Here is a 19,869-nt window from a genome sequence, read left to right on the forward strand (position 1 = left end):
GGAGAAACCAAGGTCGAAACTTTCACCGTGAGCACGCTGGACGGTACGCAGCACACGATTACCGTGACCATCCACGGTGTGAACGATGCTGCGGTATTCGCACCTGGCGGCAGGCAGGGCTATGTTCAGGAGGACGCTCGCTTCAGTTCGGAGGGCCGTGTCAGCGTGGCGGACGGGGATCAGGGAGAAGCCATTATCGTGGCGCAGACTGCCATGCCCGGCTTGTATGGGCAGTTCAGCATCGATGCCGCCGGTTTCTGGCGCTACGAGCTGAACAATGCCGATCCGGTCGTGCAGGCGCTCGGCACGGGCGATACCCGGCTCGAGACCTTCACTGTCACGACCCTTGACGGGAGTTCGACCACGGTGACGGTTGTGGTGCAGGGGTTGGACGAACCCGTGGTCCCGGCCGCCCGGCCACCGGTGGAGCCGCCGCCGGTGCTGGTGACCCCGCCGCAGCCTGCGCCAGCCCCGATACCGGCTCCGGCCATTCCCGATCCGGTTGCGCCGCCAGCGCCGCCGACCCCGTTCAACGCCACAGTGCTGCCGGCGAACAACCTGTCCGCGCCTTCGCCCGTTGCGCCGCCGCTGGTCGCCGCCGTGCAGAGCCGCGAGCTGGATCTGTTGCTGCAGGCACGTGGCGATTATTACGAACTCTATACCCAGCGTGGCGGTTTCCAGATGCTGGTGATCGAGGCGCCCCAGCCGCGCCTGAGCCTGTATCACGGCATTGCGGATCAATACGCCGAAACGGAGACCCAGACCAGCTTCTCGGTGCCCTACGATGCGTTCGCCCACACCGATCCGAACGAGCGCATCCTGCTCAGCGCCACGTTGGCCAATGGTCAACGGCTCCCCGCTTGGGTGCGCTTCGACCCACGCAGCGGCAAGTTCGAACTGGTCGCCCCGGCCGGTTACCGGGGCGAGCTGAACATCAAGGTGGTGGCCCGCGATAGCCAGGGACGTGAGGCCAGTGCTCTGTTCCGCTTCAATGTGGGCGATCACCGGGCAGCCGCAGCGGGTAGCCGCGGCGGACTCTCGGATCAACTGCGCCAGGCCGCTGCCCTGCGTTCAGCGGAGGCTCAGGTACGGGCAATGTCCACAGGCCAGGTGCCCTCCGACGTCCGGGCCGGGGCCAAGGTGGACTAGCGATGGAGCGGTCTCCGCTTGCTGCCCTGCTCGAGCTGGGCCGTCAGGCCCGCCAGGCCGAGTCGCTCAGCGAGCTGCAGTTCCTGCTGGTCAACGACAGTCACGCCCTGGCGCCTTACCGGCAGGCGGCGTTCTGGACCGCCGACAAGGGCGTGCGGGCCCTGTCCGGCGTGGTGCAGGTCGAGGCCAACGTGCCTTACGCCCTCTGGCTCGACGCGCTCGGTCGACAGCTGATCCAGGAGCCCGAGGCCCGCGTTGTCGAGCGGGCGGCGCTGCCGGATGCGCTGGCCCGCGAGTGGGATGAATGGTTGCCGTCCGAAGCGCTCTGGCTGCCGTTGGGCGGGGACGCCGGCGTGCTGCTGGCGCGTGATCTGCCCTGGCGCGACCCTGAGCTGGCTCTGCTCACCGAGTGGGCCGGTATCTGGCACCACGCCTGGCAAGCCCGCCAGATGTCCCGGCGGGGCTGGGCCTTCTGGCGGCGCGATGCGCAGAAGACCCCCCGTGGCTGGCGCCCGTGGCGCTGGGCAATCGCCCTCGGCGTGCTTGCGCTCGTTCCTGTCCGCCTGACGGTGCTGGCCCCCGGTGAGCTGGTGCCGGCCAACCCGGCGGTCATCCGGGCGCCGCTCGAGGGCGTGATCGATACCTTTCACGTGCAGCCCAACGAGGCGGTCCACCAGGGCCAGCCGCTGTTCGGCTTCGATGAGGCGCTGATCCAGAACCGTCTTGATGTGGCGCAACAGGCGTTGGCCACGGCCGAGACCGAATACCGCCAGGCGGCGCAGCAGGCGCTTTCCGACCCACGTGCGAAGGCGCAACTGGCAGTGCTCACCGGAAAGATCGAGGAGAAGCGTGCCGAGGTCGCCTACGGAACCGAGCAGTTGCAGCGGGCCCGCGTGCTCGCCCCCCGCGATGGCATCGCCTTGTTCGACGACCCATCCGAGTGGATCGGTCGGCCAGTCACCGTCGGCGAGCGCATCATGCGCATTGCCGCGCCGCAGGATGTGGAGGTCGAAGCCTGGGTCTCGCTGGCCGATGCCATCCCGCTGGCCGACGGCAGCCGGGTCGCCTTGCACCTTAACGCCAGCCCGCTGGCGCCGGTCGATGCGACGTTGCGTTATTTCGCCCACGATGCGGTGGAGCGGCCCGACGGAACCTACGCCTACCGCGTCCGCGCCCGGCTGGCTTCGCCCACCGAGCACAGGGTAGGACTCAAGGGCACCGCCAAGTTCAGCGGGCGCTGGGTGCCGCTTGGCTATTGGGCGCTGCGCAGGCCGCTGGCCAGCCTGCGCGCGGCGACCGGATGGTGAGCATGAATTGGCCCCTGCTGCGCGAGGAGCTGGCCCTGATGCCCGGCCCGGCCTTGGCCGACGGCCAGCCAAGCTGGACGTTGCACGACCCGGCCCGCAACCGTTTCTTCAACATCGACTGGCCCACCTTCGAGGTCCTGCGTCGCTGGTCGTTCGCCGATGCCCAGGCGATCGTCGAGAGCGTGCGCCAGGAATCGACCCTCGCGCTCGAGCCCGAGGACGTCGAGCGGGTGACGCGCTTCCTTGGCGAGAACCAGCTGCTCCAGGCTCGTCCCGGCAATGCCCGGAAACTGGCAGAGCGCCTGGGGCAGATGCAGGGCAGCCGTTTCAAGTGGCTGCTGCACCATTACCTGTTCTTCCGCGTGCCCCTGGTGCGTCCCGATGCCTGGCTGGGGCGCTGGCAGGGGGTGGCCGGGCGCTTCTACAGCCGTGGCTTTGCCCTGCTGACGCTGGGTGCGCTGCTGCTGGGCCTGGGCCAGGTGGCACGGCAGTGGGACAGTTTCACCGCGTCGTTGGTCGACACCTTCACTTGGCAAGGACTGGCCGCCTACGGGGTGGCCGTATTCCTGGTCAAGCTGCTGCACGAGCTCGGCCATGCCTTCACCGCGAAGCGCCTGGGCTGCCGGGTGCCGACCATGGGCGTGGCTTTCCTGGTCCTCTGGCCGATGGCCTACACCGACACCAACGACACCTGGCGTCTGACCAGCCGCTGGCAGCGTTTGCGAGTGGCCGCCGCCGGCATCGTTACCGAGCTGGGTGTGGCCGCCTGGGCGACCCTGGCCTGGGGCCTGCTGCCGGACGGGGAGCTGCGCTCGGCGGCCTTCGTGCTGGCCACCACCAGTTGGGTCGCCACCCTGGCGATCAACGCCAGCCCCTTCATGCGCTTCGATGGCTATTTCATCCTCGCCGACTGGCTGGACATGCCCAACCTGCACGAGCGCAGTTTCGCCCTGGCGCGCTGGAAGTTGCGGGAATGGTTGTTCGATCTGGGCGAAGAGCGCCCCGAGCACTTCGTGCCGGCCAAGGAGCGGGCGCTGGTCGCCTTCGCCTGGGTGACCTGGGCGTATCGCCTGGTGGTCTTCCTCGGCATCGCGGTGCTGGTCTATCACTTCGCGGTCAAGGCTATCGGCATCCTGCTGTTCATGGTTGAAATCGGCTGGTTCATCCTGATGCCGATCCGTCACGAACTGCGCGCCTGGAAGGAGCGCTGGCCCGCCATTCGCGGCCGGCGGCGCAGCCGTATCAGTCTGGTCGTGGCCCTGCTGCTGGTGGCGCTGGTGCTGTTGCCCTGGCCCGGCCGGGTTACCGTCAGCGGCCTGTTGCGGCCGATAGCGGTCTGGCCGGTGCATGCGCCGGGGCCAGCCTATCTCGATGCGCTGCCTCATGCCGAGGGGGATGTCATCGAAGCGGGCGAAGTCCTTGTCCGCTTGGCAGCGCCGGACGTCCAGGTGCGTCGTGATGCGGCTGCGGCCCAGGTGGAGCGCCTGCGCTGGCTGGCGGCGTCCGCGGGTTTCGATAGCGAATCCCGCGCCCGCCTGCAAAGCGCCCAGGAAGAGCTCGCTACCGCCGAAACCGCGCTCGCTGGCCTGGACCAAGAACTGGCGCGCTACCAGCCCAAGGCCCCGTTCGCCGGATACCTGTATGACCTCGACCCCGATCTGCAGGCCGGGCAATGGCTCGGTTCGAAAGAGCGCATCGCGCTCCTGGTCGGCCGGGAGGGGTATATGGTGGAAACCTTCCTCGACGAAGAAGCGGTCAAGCGCGTCGCCCTGGGCGATACGGCGGCCTTCGTCAGCGACGGCGGAGAGGGCGGGCGCCTCGATCTGGTGGTTCGCCACATCGACGCGGATGCTACGCGGGTACTCGCCAACGGCATGCTCTCGGCACAGGCCGGCGGCCACATCCTCGTGCGGGAACGCCGGGGCCAACGGGTTCCCGAGCGAGGCGTCTACCGCGTCGTGCTGGCGGTAGCGCCACCCCTGGAGAGACTGGCCGGCCGCTCCTGGCGGGGAACCGTCGTCATCCACGGCGGCTGGGAAGCACCGGCCTGGCGATACCTGCGCAATGCCTTTGCGGTGTTGTTGCGCGAGGCGAGTCTTTGAAGTGTGGTGCTGCCGGAAAACGGGCAAGAAAAAACCCCAACCGGAGACGGTTGGGGTTTCGTTTTTGGTGGTGGGGTGGAACCCTGCGCCAAACCTATGTAACTCAGCGCCTTAGAACCGCTGCTAACTCCTGCGGAAAGGTGCGGAATCCAGCCCCTACTGCCGACAATCCTACCAGTTCTGCCTCGGCCTGGTCACCAACCGTGCGCATCAGACAGAACGCCAGTTCGATTCCCGTTTGCGGAATTGAACCCGCGTCCGCATCGACTCACCCGACCTTCGATCAGGCGGTAACGAACCGCTCCCGAAATGCTCGCCGGCCCTGGTCGTAAGGCACAGGGTTGGTGGCGTGCGGGATCGGCGCGCTTCTGTCGCCGATGAGGTAGTTGATCCGGTAGGTGCAGTTGCCGGATGGGTGCAGCATGCCGCCAATCACCCGTTCGGGATTCAGCACCCGCTCCTGGATCAGACGATCCAGCACCTTCTGGACCTGCGGCCCGAGACCGACGAACACGGCGTCCTTCAGCTCCTCGACCTCCGCAGCGAAGTTCTCCAGCAGGTACTTCCTCAGCAAGGGGTGCTTGGTCATGTCCGGTGAGCCACGGTAGTCGTCGTCCTTGACGAACACCGGATAGCGCAGCAGCGAGGTTGTCTGCACCAAGTGGCGCGAGGTGGAGAACAGGTCGGCCGAATCGGTCAGGCCAAGCCACTTGTGGAAGCCCCAATGGTTGAGCTGGTTGATGAGGTTGCTTCGCAACGGCTCGCCACTGAACGCGCCGACGCTCTTGGCAGCCTGAATCGCCTCCATGCTGGACTTGCCGGCCTGAAGCGCGCGCCGCGCCTCGTTGTTGGCATTGACCATCTGGGTGGGGCCCGGAGTGATCCCGACCAGAACGATCCGCGCACTCGGATTGATGTACTCGAACGGTGCGTAATAGATCTTCACGTCGCCACTTGCATCCATTAGGAGGCGCGGATCGCGCACCACCGGAGGCGTCGCCCCACAGAGAATCGGCGCGTACTTTTCGATGAAGTCTGTTTTCATTGTTTGATGTGTCCTGGTCTACGGCTGGTCCGACAGCCTGCTGAAATTAGTCCGAAGCCCACAGCCGATCGTCATCCTGAGTCGCGGCCCAGAAGTCATCGAACAGCGCCAGCTTGGCTTCGTCCTTGGTCGCGTAGGTCTTGGTGCTGAACCGGCTGCCGATCCGGTAGCCCCACCGCTTGAACTTGTTCATGTGGACGCCGAGGTTGTGCCCATCGACGTTCAGGAAGCTGTTCCCCTTGGCGGACACCCGCCACTTGCGCTGCAGCCATCGGGTTCGACGTGCTGCTCGGTTGCGCAACTTGGCCTCACGCCGTTTCGGCCCCTCGTAGTCGCCGCTCATCTTCTCGGCGCAGACGCACCCGACGTCGAAGTTCTCGTCCAGATCCGGGTGCTCCATGATGTGGACGTAGCGGATCTTCTCGTTGCCGCACATCTGGCAGGTCGCGTAATCGGTTTCGTCCGCCGACTCGCCGTCGGCCCGCAGGTCGACCACGTCCACGCAGTGCCATCCTTTGTGGGGCACCCCCGACTGGTCCCATTGATTTCCGTTCATGCCAGTTCACTCCATCTCAGAATCCCGGGTACTTCCGCCAGATCCGCTGATTCAGCTCTTCGTTGTCGCTGTATTCGCCGATCGCCCAATCCTTGAAGGCGTAGAGGTCTTCAGCCAATTCGGTGATGACGTCGCGCAGTTCCAGCGGCTCCAGCCACTCGGCAGGGATCGCCTTCACGCCGTGCATCGCGCCCAGCAGGTTGCCGACGATGGCTCCGGTCGAGTCGGAGTCACCATCGTGGTTCACGGCCAGGATCACGCCATGTTTGAAATTGCGGGCGACCAGCGCGCAATAGATGGAGATCGCCAGGGCCTCCTCGGCGATCCAGCCCTGGCCCAGCCGGGCAATGGCTTCTTCATGTGGCAAACCCGAATCGGCTAACTCCTCAGCCATCTCGATCGCACGCAACGTCTCTTCGTGGCGGGGCTCGGCTCGCAGGAGGCGTTTGGCGGCGGCCAATGCCTCGCGCAGTGACGCGCCATCGGTCAGTGCCAGGACCAGCACCGCCAGCACACCACCGGTCAGGGCTCCGGTCGGGTGCCCATGGGTCAGCGCAGCCAACTCGGTACCCAGCCGGAAGGCGTCTTGGGGAGATTCGTACTGCCGCAGGCGCCAGGCGAACAGACCGACCGGCGCAACCCGCATGACGCCGCCGCAGCCCTTGCTGTCGTTGCGGGCCAGCTCCCCGAGCGAGTTCATCGCCCGCAGGGCCGATAGGCAGGTGTTGCCCGGTGCGCGACGGCTGTGCAGCTGACGCTGCTGAAACAGCCAGCCAGGCTCATCGGTGCCGAAGTCGATGTCGCATATCGGGCGTTCGCCTTGGCTTTGCAGCCAGCGCAAATAGGCGTGCGCCGTTACCCCGGAATAGGTCGTGATGCCTTTGAAGCAGCCGCGCACCCAGCCTCGGATTAACCCCTCGGCGGTGAACAAGGTCATCTGCGTGTCGTCGGTGATCGTCCCCATGCCGCCATAAGCTGGTGCGTACTCGGTGATTCCCTTCGGGCCGAAGCGACGCAGAATCTCGGTCCGCTTCATGAACTCAACCGGTGCGCCCAGCGCATCGCCGACTGCACCACCGAGTAGGCAGCCCAGAAACCGCCCCTGGACCGTGCGCTTTTGCTGGCGCTTGCTGCGCCAGGCCGGAGGTGCCGGTGTCTCGAATTCTTCCGCCGCGCCCGTATCGGCAACAGGCTCCTCGTCCTCGTTGCTGGACAAGGTGTAGTAGACGCCCAGCTCTGCGACGACGCGAGCGGCGGGCCGGGCGAGGAGGTCCAGCTGCTTACGCCACTCGGGCATATCGGAGCCATCCCAACGGATACCCAGGCCTTTCTCCCAGTAGGACAGGTAGGCCTCGCCCCGGTCGGCAGCGTAGTAGTTGCCGTTGCCCGCAGAGCAGTCGAGCGCGTACTCCCAGTTGTTCTCGCGCATGCAGACACCGTGCTCAGGGTGAGGCACTTGCCCGAGCCCGATCAGGTACTCCGCGCTCTTGGCGTCCAACGGGCGAAACGCGGCCACCCGCAAGCGTCCATCGTCCCGGGCGGTGATGGCAGCGATCAGAGCATCGCCACGTTGGATGGTGACCAGTTTGCCGCCGAGTTCCACGGGCCCGACCTCGAGCCACCAGTGGTCACCGGCAGCGGAGATGACGTCGCGGGCATCGTCGGGCGCCAGTAGCTCGGCAAGCCGATCCATCGCGGGTTCGAGCTGCTGCCATTCGGCCTGCCCATCCCGGCTACGCTGTTGCAGGCCGTGCAGCATCGCGGCCAACGGCAGGTCTCCGTTGTCGAGCAAGGCCGACTTCAGATCGGCCGCTGGGATGGGGTACGGGATGTCCGGCAACCCGTACCGCGCCAGCGTCTCTGGCTTGAGGTGAAGCTCTGCGAAATTCTGCATGGCGCCCGTACCGATCCTTTTATCGCTGCGCCGCTTGTGGTTATCACAATACGACGCACACACAAATCAAAATAGAGTCATGGACAGATTCTAGGACAGACCATATACTTTCCGCAATAACCCGTACAAGCATTCGCTAACCCGAACGAGCCAGCCAGGATGTCGAACGAACAGCTTGCAGATCTAACCCAGCCACAACGCGACCGGCTCGCGTTCGTGGAGTTGCGCGTGCGCTTCATCGGGGAGATACGCCGCCAGGACTTGGTCACGCGGTTTGGCATCCAGTCCGCCGCCGCATCCAGGGACTTGGCGCTGTACAAGGAGTTGGCACCGGGCAACATCGACTACGACCCTAAGGGCAAGTCTTACGTCCTTGGGGCGAACTTCCGGCCCATCTTCGACTTTCCCCCAGAGCGGGTGCTGTCGTGGCTGACCCAGGGCTTTGGCGATGGCGAGCCCATGCAGCTCAAGGCCCCATTCACGAATGCTGTGCTGGCCAGCGAGAGCCCGTCACGGCTCACGCATCCGGATCTGGATGTGCTGGCGAGCGTGACCCGGGCGATCCATCAGGAATGTCCGCTTGGCATCGAGTACCACTCCATCTCCAGTGGTCGCACCGAACGGGACATCGTCCCGTTCGCGCTGATCGACAACGGCCTGCGCTGGCACGTCCGCGCCTTCGACCGGAAGTCCCAGGAGTTCCGGGACTTCGTCATCACCCGGATCAAGCGCCCGGTCCTTATGAAAGATGCAGATGTGCAGCCCCATGAGCGCAGTGATCAGGACATCCAATGGACCCGGATTGTTGAGTTGGAGATCGTTCCGCACCCGGATCAACCCCGGCCGGAGATCACCGAGATGGATTACGGCATGCGAGATGGCGTGCTGCGGATGAAGCTGCGTGCCGCCACGGCTGGATACATCTTGCGGCAGTGGAGTGTGGACTGCTCTCCGGACCACAGTCTGCGCGGTTATGAATTCAGGCTCTGGCTGAAAGATCACCTGGCGCTGTACGGCGTCAAGAACGCTGTGTTGGCGCCGGGGTACCGCTCGCCCGACCAAAACAAGGGAGAGCAATAACGTGGCCTACGACCCAAAACGCGCGCTGGAACTTCTCCGCATCGGCTCCGGACGCGCCGATGCCACTTTCCGCGACGGCCAAGAAGATGCCATTCGTCACATCGTCGAAGGCAAAGGCCGCTTGCTGGTCGTGCAGAAGACCGGGTGGGGCAAGAGCTTTGTCTACTTCATCGCGACCAAGTTGCTGCGGGAAGCTGGAGCCGGCCCGGCGTTATTGATCTCGCCGCTGCTGGCGCTGATGCGAAACCAGATCGCAGCGGCAGAGCGGATGGGGGTTCGCGCCGCCACGATCAACTCCGATAACCAGGATGAGTGGAAAGCGGTTGAAGCCAAGCTCCGCCGGAATGAAGTCGACATTCTGCTGATAGCGCCAGAAAAGCTGGGGAATGACTGGTTTAACACTGAGGTACTCGCGGGAATTGCTGGGCAGATTTCGCTGATGGTTATCGATGAGGCCCATTGCATCTCCGATTGGGGGCACGACTTCCGTCCTCACTACCGATTGCTGGAGCGTATAGCCAGAACACTGCCGGCCAATCTGCGCCTGCTGGCAACAACGGCAACTGCAAACAACCGGGTTATGGAAGACCTTGTGGCTGTGCTAGGCCCGAATATGAAAGTACTGCGCGGTGACTTGAATCGGGGTTCCCTCACGTTGCAAACGATGCGCTTACCCAGTCAAGCTGTCCGCATGGCATGGATCGCGCAGCAGCTCAACTCGCTCCCAGGTCACGGCATCATTTACACCCTGACTATCCGCGACGCCAATCAACTGGCGGATTGGCTCAAGGCCAAGGGCTTTGCCGTAGAAGCCTACACAGGCAAGACGGGGGATCGACGTGAGGAGCTGGAGCAAGCGCTGCAAGAAAATCAGGTTAAGGCCCTTGTGGCGACAACCGCTCTGGGCATGGGCTACGACAAACCGGACCTCGCGTTCGTCATCCATTTTCAGATGCCTGGTTCAGTTGTCGCCTATTACCAGCAAGTTGGGCGAGCAGGCAGGGCTTTGAGATCTGCATATGGCGTGCTCTTGAGCGGCGATGAAGAAGAGGGAATTACGGATTGGTTTATCCGTAGTGCCTTCCCAACGCGCCAAGAGGTTGACGATGTCCTGGGGGCACTAAATGAAGCACCGGAAGGACTCTCGATACCTGAACTCATGACCTGCGTAAACATGAGCAAAGGGCGTATCGAAAAGACAATTACAGCACTCTCCCTCGAGTCGCCAGCACCGATTGCCAAGCAAAACACAAAATGGCAGCTCACTGCAGCCGAGCTTGGAGAAGGTTTTTGGGCAAGAGCAGACCGGCTCACCAAATTGAGACGTGCTGAACTCCAGCAAATGCAGGAGTACGTCGCTCGGCCTTTCGGGCAGCACATGGGCTTTCTGATTGATGCGCTTGATGGTGATTCCAGCACTGTGAGCCCACCTTCTTTGCCTGCGCTGTCAGAAGCAGTAGATGAATTGTTGATTCGGGAAGCCGAGGAATTCCTGTGTCGCACAAGCCTGCCTATCGAACCTCGCAAGAAATGGCCTGCGGGAGGGATGCCGCAGTACGGTATTCACACCGCGTCCACCATCCCGTATCAAGCACAACCCGGCAAAGCCCTCTGCGTCTGGGGCGATGCCGGTTGGGGTGGCTTGGTTCGACAGGGCAAATACCACGACGGCCACTTTTCCGATGACCTCGTTGCTGCGTGCGTGAAGATGATTCAAGAGTGGAATCCGCAGCCGAGCCCGACCTGGGTGACCTGCGTTCCTTCGCTTCGGCATCCCGAATTGGTACCGAATTTCGCGCAACGCTTGGCTGCTGCGCTGGGTCTGCCGTTTCATATGGTCATCGCAAAAACAGACGCAAGGCCCGAACAGAAAACGATGGCAAACAGTACACAGCAGGCGCGAAACATTGATGGTTCGCTCGCACTCAACGGCCAGCCCATTCCTCCCGGCCCGGTCCTCCTGGTTGATGACATGGTCGACTCGCGCTGGACGCTGACGGTGTCTGCATGGCTGCTGCGCAAAAGCGGTAGCGGTGCGGTTTGGCCGATGGCCCTTTCACATACGGGGCACGACGAATGACGCCAGTCCTTTCACCCAACACCCAGGCGATCCTGCTGCTGACTGCGCCGCTCATTGCCGGACGAGGCACTGGGTCATCGGATCTGCTCTCGCCTGGTGAATACAAACGTCTCGCGCGTCATTTGCGCGAGATCCAGCGTCAGCCTGCGGATCTCCTATCGCCGGATGCAGCTGAGATCCTGCGTGCGTGCCAACCGGTGATTGACGAGAGCCGCCTGCAGAAATTGCTGGGGCGCGGATTCCTGCTGAGCCAAGTGATCGAGCGCTGGCAGGCACGTGCCATCTGGGTAGTTAGCCGTGCCGATGCAGAGTACCCGCGCCGTCTGAAGGCCCGCCTGCGCGAAGACGCCCCGGCAGTGCTCTACGGCTGTGGCGACATGGCTTTGCTCGAAACCGGCGGGCTTGCCGTCGTTGGATCGCGCCATGTGGATGACGCCCTCATCGACTACACCATGGCAGTTGGCCGGCTTGCTGCTCGGGCAGGTAGAACGCTTGTCTCCGGGGGCGCCAAGGGCATAGATCAGGCCGCCATGCGTGGCGCGCTCGAGGGTGGTGGAAAAGTTTGTGGCGTGCTGGCGGACAGTCTGGAAAAGACCACCATGAATCGCGAGCACCGCAACCTGCTGCTCGATGGGCAACTGGTGCTGATTTCGCCCTACGACCCGAGTGCCGGGTTCAATGTGGGCAACGCCATGCAGCGGAACAAGCTTATTTATGCATTGGCGGACACCTCACTGGTGGTCAGTTCCGACCTCAACAAAGGTGGCACTTGGGCGGGCGCAGTCGAACAGCTCGACAAACTCAAGTTCGTCCCTGTCTTCATTCGATCGACGGGCGAGTCTTCCGCCGGATTGGATGGATTACGAAAGAAAGGCGCACTTGCCTGGCCGAACCCGCAAGATGTGGATTCCTTCGAGGACGTATTCAACGTGGCGATACCCACGCCGACGGCATCCCCACAGGTTGGTTTTGCGCTGTTTTCGAACGAAGAGCCATCGTCTGCTGATGCCAAGCCGACGGCGCCGCTGCCACCCGACGCCGCGCCATTGCCTCAGGCCGCGAGCGAGCCATCGGCGCCGGTCGACGTTGTTTCCGATGCACAGCCACCCGCTGCGGCATTGGAAGAACCGCCGCCAGTCACACCAGAGGCTGTGGCGCCGAAAGAAGAGGCCAAGGAATCGCCGCAGCAGGAATCGACCCCTGCCGAGGTGCTCTTCGCTGCCGTACGCGAAGCGATTCAGCAACTCCTGAGTACGCCGAAGAAGGACGCCGAAGTAGCGGCTGCGCTGGACGTTTCCAACGCGCAGGCCAAGGCATGGTTGCAGCGTCTGGTCGACGAAGGCGTATTGGAAAAACAGAAGAAGCCTGCGGGCTACATCGTCAAGCAAAAGCGGCTGTTCGAGTAACTGATGAAGACCAAACAAGAACACAAGCCGCAGTGCGACGGCATCGATATAGAAGGGCCATGCGTTTGAGCGACCGACAAATCACACTCAGCCAGCTTGAAAGCCACCTCTGGGAATCCGCCAACATCCTGCGCGGCCCTGTGGATGCGGCTGACTTTAAGACCTACATCTTCCCGCTGCTGTTCTTCAAGCGCATCTGCGACGTCTGGGACGAGGAGTACCAGGAGATTGTTGATGAGACCGGCGACGAGCAACTGGCCTGGTTTCCGGAGTCGCACCGCTTCCAGATCCCGGAAGACTGCCACTGGAACGACGTTCGCACCAAGGCCAGCAATGTCGGGACAGCCCTTCAGCGCGCGATGCGCGAGATTGAGAAAGCCAACCCCGACACCCTGTACGGCGTGTTCGGCGATGCCCAGTGGTCGAACAAGGACCGGCTGTCTGATGCCTTGCTCAAGGACCTGATCGAGCACTTCTCCAAGCTGCCGTTCGGCAACAAGAACGTCAATTCGGATCTGCTTGGCGACGCCTACGAATACCTGATCAAGAAGTTCGCCGACGCCACCAACAAGAAGGCCGGCGAGTTCTACACCCCGCGCAGCGTCGTGCGGCTGATGATCGATATGCTCGATCCAAAAGAAGCCGAGACCATCTACGACCCGGCCTGCGGTACCGGCGGCATGTTGCTGGCCGCCGTGCAGCACGTGAAGGAACAGCATGGCGACGTGAAGCGGCTGTGGGGCAAGCTGTACGGACAAGAGAAGAACCTCACCACCTCGTCCATCGCGCGGATGAACCTGTTCCTCCACGGCATCGAGGACTTCCAGGTGGTGCGCGGCGACACGCTGCGCAACCCGGCCTTCTTCGAGGTCGACCGACTGGCCACCTTCGACTGCGTCATCGCCAATCCGCCGTTCTCGCTGGAAAAGTGGGGCGAGGACCTGTGGCTGAACGATCCCTTCGGCCGCAACTTTGCTGGCCTACCGCCCTCATCCAGCGGTGACTTCGCGTGGGTGCAACACATGGTCAAGTCGATGGCCGACGTCAGCGGCCGGATGGCCGTGGTGCTGCCCCAGGGCGCCCTGTTTCGCAAAGGTGTGGAAGGCAACATCCGCCAGAAGCTACTGGAAATGGATCTGGTCGAGGCCGTGATCGGGTTGGCGCCCAACCTTTTCTACGGCACCGGCCTGGCCGCGTGCATCCTGGTCTTGCGCAAGCGCAAGCCGGCCAAGCACAAGAAGAAGGTGCTGATCGCCGATGCGTCGCGCCTGTTCCGTCGTGGGCGGGCGCAGAACTATCTGGAACCCGAGCACGCCGCCGAGATCCTCGGCTGGTATCGCGGCTTTGCTGACGTGCAGGACGCAGTCCGCGTGGTTAGTCTCGACGAGATCAAGGCCGAAGACTGGACGCTGAACATTTCGCGCTATGTCCTGCCGCCATTGCAAGAAGACATCCCACTGCTGCCCGATGCAATCGCGGCATTCAAGGACGCGCTCACCCGCTGCCGTGAAGCCGAAGAGCGGCTTGCGCAGGTCATGACTGAAGGGGGATGGCTGCAATGAGTCACCCAAGCAAACGCATCAGCCAACAAGAACTCGAAAGCTATCTCTGGGGCGCAGCCGTGCTGCTTCGCGGCCTCATCGACGCCGGCGACTACAAGCAGTTCATCTTCCCGCTGCTGTTCTACAAGCGGGTCTCGGATGTCTGGGACGAGGAATACCAGGCAGCGCTGGCCAACTCAGGCGGTGACCTCTCTTACGCGCAGTTCGCGGAGAACCACCGCTTCCAGATTCCCGAGGGCGCGCACTGGAACGATATACGCCAGACCCCGAAGAACGTCGGTGCCGCCATCCAGAAGGCCATGCGCGCAATCGAAACCGCCAACCCGGATCTGCTCGACGGCATCTTCGGCGATGCACCGTGGACCAACCGCGAGCGTCTGCCCGACGAAACGCTGAAAAACCTGATCGAGCACTTCTCGACGCAGACGCTCTCGGTGGCCAACGTCCCCGAGGACGAGCTGGGCAACGCCTACGAGTACCTGATCAAGAAGTTCGCGGACGACTCAGGCCACACGGCGGCCGAGTTCTACACCAACCGCACCGTCGTCCACCTGATGACGCAACTGCTCAGCCCGCAGGCGGGCGAGTCGATCTACGACCCCACTTGCGGTACCGGCGGCATGCTGATCTCGGCGCTGGACGAAGTGAAGCGCTCGGGTGGCGAATACCGCACGCTCAAGCTTTACGGGCAAGAGCGCAACCTCATCACCTCATCCATCGCCCGCATGAACCTGTTCCTGCACGGCGTGGAGGACTTCGAAATCATCCGGGGCGACACCCTGGCCGAACCCAAGCACATCGAAGGCGACCGCTTGCGTCAGTTCGATGTGATCCTGGCCAACCCGCCGTACTCCATCAAGCAGTGGAATCGCGAGGCCTGGAGCAGTGACAAGTGGGGCCGCAACTCCCTGGGTACACCGCCGCAGGGCCGCGCCGACTACGCCTTCCAGCAGCACATCCTGACCAGCCTCACCGCCAAGGGGCGTAGTGCCGTGCTCTGGCCCCACGGTGTGCTGTTCCGTAATGAAGAACAGGCCATGCGCGCCAAGATGGTCGAGCAGGACTGGGTCGAGGCCGTCATCGGCTTGGGCCCCAACCTGTTCTACAACTCCCCGATGGAGTCGTGCATCGTCATCTGCAACCGCAAGAAAGCCGCCGCTCGCAAGGGCAAGGTGATCTTCATCGACGCGGTGAACGAGGTCACCCGGGAACGGGCGCAGAGCTTTCTCAAGCCCGAGCACCAGCAGCGCATCCTGACCGCCTACAAGACCTTTGCGGACGTGCCCGGTTTCGCCAAGGTCGCCACTCTGGCCGAAATCGGCGCCAATGCCGGCAACCTGTCGATCCCGCTGTACGTGAAGCGCATTGCCGCCGCCATCGCCACCGACAGCAATGGTGAGGCGGTATCGCTGCGCTCTGCCTGGGAGCAATGGCAAACCGATGGCCGCGCGTTCTGGCAACAGATGGACGCGCTGGTGGAAACGCTGGATGGACTGATTACGGAGGACATCGAGCGTGTCTGACAAGAACAATAAAGCCCTGAAGCCCGGCTGGCGTCGGGTGAAATTCGGCGAGGTGGTGCGCCTCTCGAAAGCGCGCAGCCAAGATCCGCTGGCCGACGGCATTGAACGCTACGTCGGCCTGGAGCATCTCGAACCCGGTGACTTGCGCATCCGCAATTGGGGCAACGTCGCTGACGGCGTGACCTTCACCAGCGTGTTTCAACCTGGGCAGGTGCTGTTCGGCAAGCGCCGCGCATACCAGCGCAAGGTGGCTGTGGCGGATTTCTCTGGGGTGTGCTCCGGTGACATCTATGTGCTGGAGACCAAGGATGCGCAGGTCTTGCTGCCGGAGTTGCTGCCATTCATTTGCCAGACCGACGCCTTCTTCGATCACGCCGTGGGCACGTCGGCAGGCTCCTTGAGTCCCCGCACAAACTGGACAAGTTTGGCAGACTTTGAGTTTCCCCTTGCGCCTATAAACGAACAGAAACGGCTTGTTGATCTGCTTCGAGCAGTCGAGCGAACCAGTGAGTTACATCAGGAGGTTGGCGGATGTTCCGACCAGCTTGTTCGCGCATTACTTGCTGACGTACTGAGTCGGGAATGGCCAGTTGTCGACCTTGGCTCAGTCGTTCAGTGGACCCAGTACGGCCTCTCAATCAACGCCGGATCGGACGGTCAGTATCCGATGCTTCGAATGATGAATATTGAAGATGGGCTCTGCGTCGAAAATGACATCAAGTATGTAGACCTCAGCGAGAAAGACTTCGAAGCCTATCGGCTGGTCGACGGCGATGTGCTTTTCAACCGGACAAACAGCTATGAGCTGGTTGGCCGAACAGGGGTCTACGAGCTCGAGGGCGACCACGTCTTTGCCTCGTACCTTGTGCGGATCAAGACTGTCCCTGAAAAGCTGGAACCGAAGTTCCTCACGCTTTACCTGAACTCTGATTTCGGGCGTCGACAAGTTCTTGCATATGCGACGAAAGCGGTAAGCCAGGCGAACGTGAACGCCAGTAACTTACTCCGTGTTCGTCTGCCTTTACCGCCCTTGGAGGTGCAGAAGCAGCTGCTGGAGGAGATTGCGTGCGCGAAGTCCGCGGAAAGAGCAGCGATGGTGCGCCGCTCTTCCGCAGAGGAGATGAAGAAGCAGCTGCTGGCAGAAATTACGGGGGACGCAGAGTGAGCTCTTTCAACGAATCAAATACCGTCGAAGCCTACGTCCGCGATCTGCTCGCAGGTCCTATCAAGGCGGTCCCGGCCAACACCGTCCAGGAACCGCTCGCCAGCTATGGTCCTAGCCCAAAAGGCGTCGGCTGGCGTTACGCCGCCCCGGCTGAGGTGCCGCGCCAGATCCAGGAAGTGCTGGTCGAGCCCTGGCTGCGCGATGCGCTGATTCGCTTGAACCCCGAGATTGCAGCTCAGTCCGACCGCGCTGATGAAGTGCTCTACAAGCTGCGCGCCATTGTGCTGTCGGTCCGCTCGGATGGTCTGATCCGCGCCAACGAGGAAATGACCGCGTGGATGCGCGGTGAGCGCTCGATGCCCTTCGGCCCCAACAACGAGCATGTGCCGGTGCGGCTGATCGACCTGGATGATCTGGCGCAGAACCAGTACATCGTCACCCAGCAGTACACCTACCGTGCTGGCCCCACCGAACGCCGGGCTGATCTGGTGCTGCTGGTGAATGGCCTGCCGCTGGTACTGATCGAGGCCAAGACCCCGGTCAAAAAATGCATCAGCTGGGTCGACGCGGCGGTGCAGGTGCACGACGACTACGAGAAGTTCGTACCCGAGCTGTTCGTCTGCAACGTGTTCTCGGTGGCCACCGAGGGCAAGGCCTACCACTACGGGTCCATCGGGCTGCCGGTCAAGGACTGGGGGCCGTGGCATCTGGATGGTGATGGCGACGATGGCCAGCACCACCCGCTGAAGTCGCTCAAGCTGTCCGCTGAGAGCATGCTGCGCCCGCATGTGGTGCTGGACATCCTCGGCAGCTTCACCCTGTTCGCCACCAACAAGAAAAAGCAGCGCATCAAGATCATTTGCCGCTACCAGCAGTACGAGGCGGCCAACAAGATCGTTGAGCGTGTGCTGGCGGGCTACCCCAGGAAGGGCTTGATCTGGCATTTCCAGGGCTCGGGCAAGTCGCTGCTGATGGTGTTTGCCGCGCAGAAGCTGCGCATGCACGCCGGCCTGAAGAATCCCACGGTGCTGATCGTGGTGGACCGGATCGATCTGGATACCCAGATCACCGGCACCTTCACCGGGGCGGACATCCCCAATCTGGAAAAGGCGGACAGCCGCGAGAAGCTGCAGCAGCTGCTGGCGCAAGACGTGCGCAAGATCATCATCACCACGATCTTCAAGTTCGGCGAGGCCACCGGCAGCCTGAACGACCGCAGCAACATCATTGCCCTGGTGGACGAAGCCCACCGCACCCAAGAAGGCGACCTGGGCCGCAAGATGCGCGAGGCCTTGCCTAACGCGTTTCTGTTCGGCCTGACCGGTACGCCGATCAACCGTGCCGACCGCAACACCTTCTACGCCTTTGGTGCAGACGAGGACGAGAAAGGCTACATGAGCCGCTACGGCTTCGAGGAGTCGATCCGCGACGGTGCCACACTGAAACTGCACTTCGAACCGCGCTTGATCGATCTGCACATCGACAAGGCGGCTCTGGATGCCGCGTACAAAGACCTGACCGGCGGCCTCTCGGATCTCGACAAAGACAACCTCGCGAAGACCGCCGCCAAAATGGCCGTGCTGGTCAAGACGCCTGAGCGCATCCGGAAGGTGTGCGAGGACATCGTCGAGCATTTCCAGACCAAGGTGGAGCCCAATGGCTTCAAGGGCCAAATCGTCACCTTCGACCGGGAGTCCTGCCTGCTATTCAAGGCAGAGCTGGACAAGCTGCTGCCGCCCGAGGCCACTGACATCGTCATGTCGGTGCAGGCGGCGGACAAGAAGGAGCACCCAGAGTACGCAGCCTATGACCGTTCACGCGACGAGGAAGAACGGCTGCTCGATCGCTTCCGCGACCCGGCCGACCCTCTGAAGCTGATCATCGTCACGGCCAAGCTGCTGACCGGCTTCGACGCGCCCATCCTGCAGGCCATGTACCTGGACAAGCCGCTGCGTGACCACACGCTGCTCCAGGCCATCTGCCGGGTGAACCGCACTTACTCCGAGCAGAAGACCCACGGCCTGATCGTGGACTACCTCGGCATCTTCGATGACGTGGCAGCGGCGCTGGAATTCGACGACCAGAGCGTCAAGCAGGTGGTCAGCAACATCCAGGAGTTGAAGGACAAGCTGCCTGAGGCGATGCAGAAATGCCTGGCCTTCTTTGCTGGCTGCGACCGCAGCTTGCAAGGCTACGAGGGCCTGATCGCTGCGCAGCAGTGTCTGCCCAATAACGAGGTGCGAGACAACTTTGCCGCCGAGTACAGCGTGCTCAACAAGATCTGGGAGGCGCTGTCACCGGACACTGTTCTGGGCCCCTTCGAGAAGGACTACAAGTGGTTGTCCCAGGTGTACCAGTCGGTGCAGCCGTCCAGTGGCCACGGCAAGCTTATCTGGCATTCGCTGGGCGCTAAGACCATTGAGCTTATTCACCAGAACGTGCATGTCGACGCGGTGCGGGATGACCTCGACACCTTGGTGCTGGACGCTGATCTGCTGGAAGCGGTGCTGTCGAACCCAGACCCGAAGAAGGCCAAGGAGATCGAGATCAAGCTCAAGCGCCGGCTGCGCGGGCATGGCGGCAACCCCAAGTTCAAGAAACTGTCGGAACGACTCGATGCGCTGAAGGACCGCTTCGAATCCGGACAGATCAACAGCGTCGAGTTTCTGAAGCAGTTGCTGGAGATCGCCAAGGAGACGCTGCAAGCCGAGAAGGAGGTCCCGCCCGAAGAGGACGAGGATCGCGGAAAGGCGGCGCTGACCGAGCTGTTCAACGAGGTGAAAACCGCCGAGACGCCCATCATGGTCGAACGCGTTGTGGCGGACATCGACGAGATCGTGCGCCTCGTCCGGTTCCCGGGCTGGCAAGGCACGCAGGCCGGCGAGCGTGAGGTCAAGAAGGCCCTGCGCAAAGCCCTCTTCAAATACAAGCTGCATGCGGATGAAGAGCTGTTCGAGAAGGCCTACAGCTACATCCGGCAGTATTACTAAAGGGGGCGGG

Annotated in this window: 13 protein-coding genes; 10 read left to right on the forward strand and 3 right to left on the reverse strand. The window is 62.7% G+C overall.

Annotated elements, in window-relative coordinates:
- The 3 genes from PIN01S_RS27345 to PIN01S_RS16750 form a co-directional block, all read left to right on the forward strand.
- The coding region (locus PIN01S_RS27345) for a VCBS domain-containing protein (protein WP_218024718.1) at positions 1-1,149 on the forward strand (1,149 nt) is incomplete at its 5' end.
- A 2-nt stretch (positions 1,150-1,151) separates the two neighbouring features.
- On the forward strand, positions 1,152-2,456 hold the full coding sequence (locus PIN01S_RS16745; RefSeq protein WP_084337059.1) for an efflux RND transporter periplasmic adaptor subunit: 1,305 nt from the start codon (positions 1,152-1,154) through the stop codon (positions 2,454-2,456).
- 2 nt (positions 2,457-2,458) lie between these two features.
- On the forward strand, positions 2,459-4,558 hold the full coding sequence (locus PIN01S_RS16750) for a site-2 protease family protein (protein WP_084337061.1): 2,100 nt from the start codon (positions 2,459-2,461) through the stop codon (positions 4,556-4,558).
- 283 nt (positions 4,559-4,841) lie between these two features.
- Here the strand turns inward: PIN01S_RS16750 and PIN01S_RS16755 are convergent, their stop codons facing one another.
- The 3 genes from PIN01S_RS16755 to PIN01S_RS16765 are packed head-to-tail and all read right to left on the reverse strand — an operon-like array spanning position 4,842 to position 8,053.
- Positions 4,842-5,603: a hypothetical protein gene (locus tag PIN01S_RS16755; protein WP_212633076.1), complete on the reverse strand. Its 762-nt coding sequence runs from the start codon at positions 5,601-5,603 to the stop codon at positions 4,842-4,844.
- A gap of 46 nt (positions 5,604-5,649) precedes the next feature.
- Entirely contained in the window at positions 5,650-6,159 is a 510-nt protein-coding gene (locus PIN01S_RS16760) for a hypothetical protein (RefSeq protein ID WP_084337063.1), read from the reverse strand.
- A gap of 16 nt (positions 6,160-6,175) precedes the next feature.
- Positions 6,176-8,053 (reverse strand): ADP-ribosylglycohydrolase family protein, encoded by a 1,878-nt coding sequence (locus PIN01S_RS16765; protein ID WP_244505984.1) that lies wholly within the window; start codon positions 8,051-8,053, stop codon positions 6,176-6,178.
- 159 nt (positions 8,054-8,212) lie between these two features.
- Between PIN01S_RS16765 and PIN01S_RS16770 the strand changes: the two genes are divergently transcribed.
- Genes PIN01S_RS16770 through PIN01S_RS16800 form a run of 7 tightly spaced genes read left to right on the forward strand, consistent with a single transcriptional unit; the run spans position 8,213 to position 19,859 of the window.
- A complete protein-coding gene (locus PIN01S_RS16770; RefSeq protein ID WP_084337065.1) occupies positions 8,213-9,133 on the forward strand; it encodes a helix-turn-helix transcriptional regulator in 921 nt (306 codons plus the stop codon).
- A gap of 1 nt (position 9,134) precedes the next feature.
- A complete protein-coding gene (locus PIN01S_RS16775; protein WP_084337067.1) occupies positions 9,135-11,213 on the forward strand; it encodes a RecQ family ATP-dependent DNA helicase in 2,079 nt (692 codons plus the stop codon).
- On the forward strand, positions 11,210-12,619 hold the full coding sequence (locus tag PIN01S_RS16780; RefSeq protein ID WP_084337069.1) for a DNA-processing protein DprA: 1,410 nt from the start codon (positions 11,210-11,212) through the stop codon (positions 12,617-12,619). The genes PIN01S_RS16775 and PIN01S_RS16780 overlap by 4 nt, the downstream gene beginning before the upstream one ends.
- A gap of 59 nt (positions 12,620-12,678) precedes the next feature.
- On the forward strand, positions 12,679-14,181 hold the full coding sequence (locus PIN01S_RS16785) for a type I restriction-modification system subunit M (RefSeq protein ID WP_084337071.1): 1,503 nt from the start codon (positions 12,679-12,681) through the stop codon (positions 14,179-14,181).
- Entirely contained in the window at positions 14,178-15,704 is a 1,527-nt protein-coding gene (locus tag PIN01S_RS16790; protein WP_084337073.1) for a type I restriction-modification system subunit M, read from the forward strand. Before PIN01S_RS16785 ends, PIN01S_RS16790 begins: the two co-directional genes overlap by 4 nt.
- Positions 15,697-16,869, forward strand: coding sequence for a restriction endonuclease subunit S (locus tag PIN01S_RS16795; RefSeq protein ID WP_084337075.1), 1,173 nt, complete (start codon positions 15,697-15,699; stop codon positions 16,867-16,869). Before PIN01S_RS16790 ends, PIN01S_RS16795 begins: the two co-directional genes overlap by 8 nt.
- Positions 16,866-19,859, forward strand: a complete 2,994-nt coding sequence (locus PIN01S_RS16800; RefSeq protein WP_084337077.1) for a type I restriction endonuclease subunit R — start codon at positions 16,866-16,868, stop codon at positions 19,857-19,859. The genes PIN01S_RS16795 and PIN01S_RS16800 overlap by 4 nt, the downstream gene beginning before the upstream one ends.
- Positions 19,860-19,869 lie beyond the last annotated feature (10 nt).

The organism is Pseudomonas indica NBRC 103045 (genome assembly GCF_002091635.1).
Classification (GTDB): Bacteria; Pseudomonadota; Gammaproteobacteria; order Pseudomonadales; family Pseudomonadaceae; genus Pseudomonas_M; species Pseudomonas_M indica.

What these genes read in the sequence shown, in the direction of transcription:
- PIN01S_RS16790 (WP_084337073.1), top strand. Translation starts at nt 14,178, where the DNA reads ATGAGTCACCCAAGCAAACGCATCAGCCAACAAGAACTCGAAAGCTAT.
- PIN01S_RS16770 (WP_084337065.1), top strand. Translation starts at nt 8,213, where the DNA reads ATGTCGAACGAACAGCTTGCAGATCTAACCCAGCCACAACGCGACCGG.
- PIN01S_RS16785 (WP_084337071.1), top strand. Translation starts at nt 12,679, where the DNA reads ATGCGTTTGAGCGACCGACAAATCACACTCAGCCAGCTTGAAAGCCAC.
- PIN01S_RS16780 (WP_084337069.1), top strand. Translation starts at nt 11,210, where the DNA reads ATGACGCCAGTCCTTTCACCCAACACCCAGGCGATCCTGCTGCTGACT.
- PIN01S_RS16760 (WP_084337063.1), bottom strand. Translation starts at nt 6,159, where the DNA reads ATGAACGGAAATCAATGGGACCAGTCGGGGGTGCCCCACAAAGGATGG.
- PIN01S_RS16765 (WP_244505984.1), bottom strand. Translation starts at nt 8,053, where the DNA reads ATGCAGAATTTCGCAGAGCTTCACCTCAAGCCAGAGACGCTGGCGCGG.
- PIN01S_RS16750 (WP_084337061.1), top strand. Translation starts at nt 2,459, where the DNA reads ATGAATTGGCCCCTGCTGCGCGAGGAGCTGGCCCTGATGCCCGGCCCG.
- PIN01S_RS16745 (WP_084337059.1), top strand. Translation starts at nt 1,152, where the DNA reads ATGGAGCGGTCTCCGCTTGCTGCCCTGCTCGAGCTGGGCCGTCAGGCC.
- PIN01S_RS16755 (WP_212633076.1), bottom strand. Translation starts at nt 5,603, where the DNA reads ATGAAAACAGACTTCATCGAAAAGTACGCGCCGATTCTCTGTGGGGCG.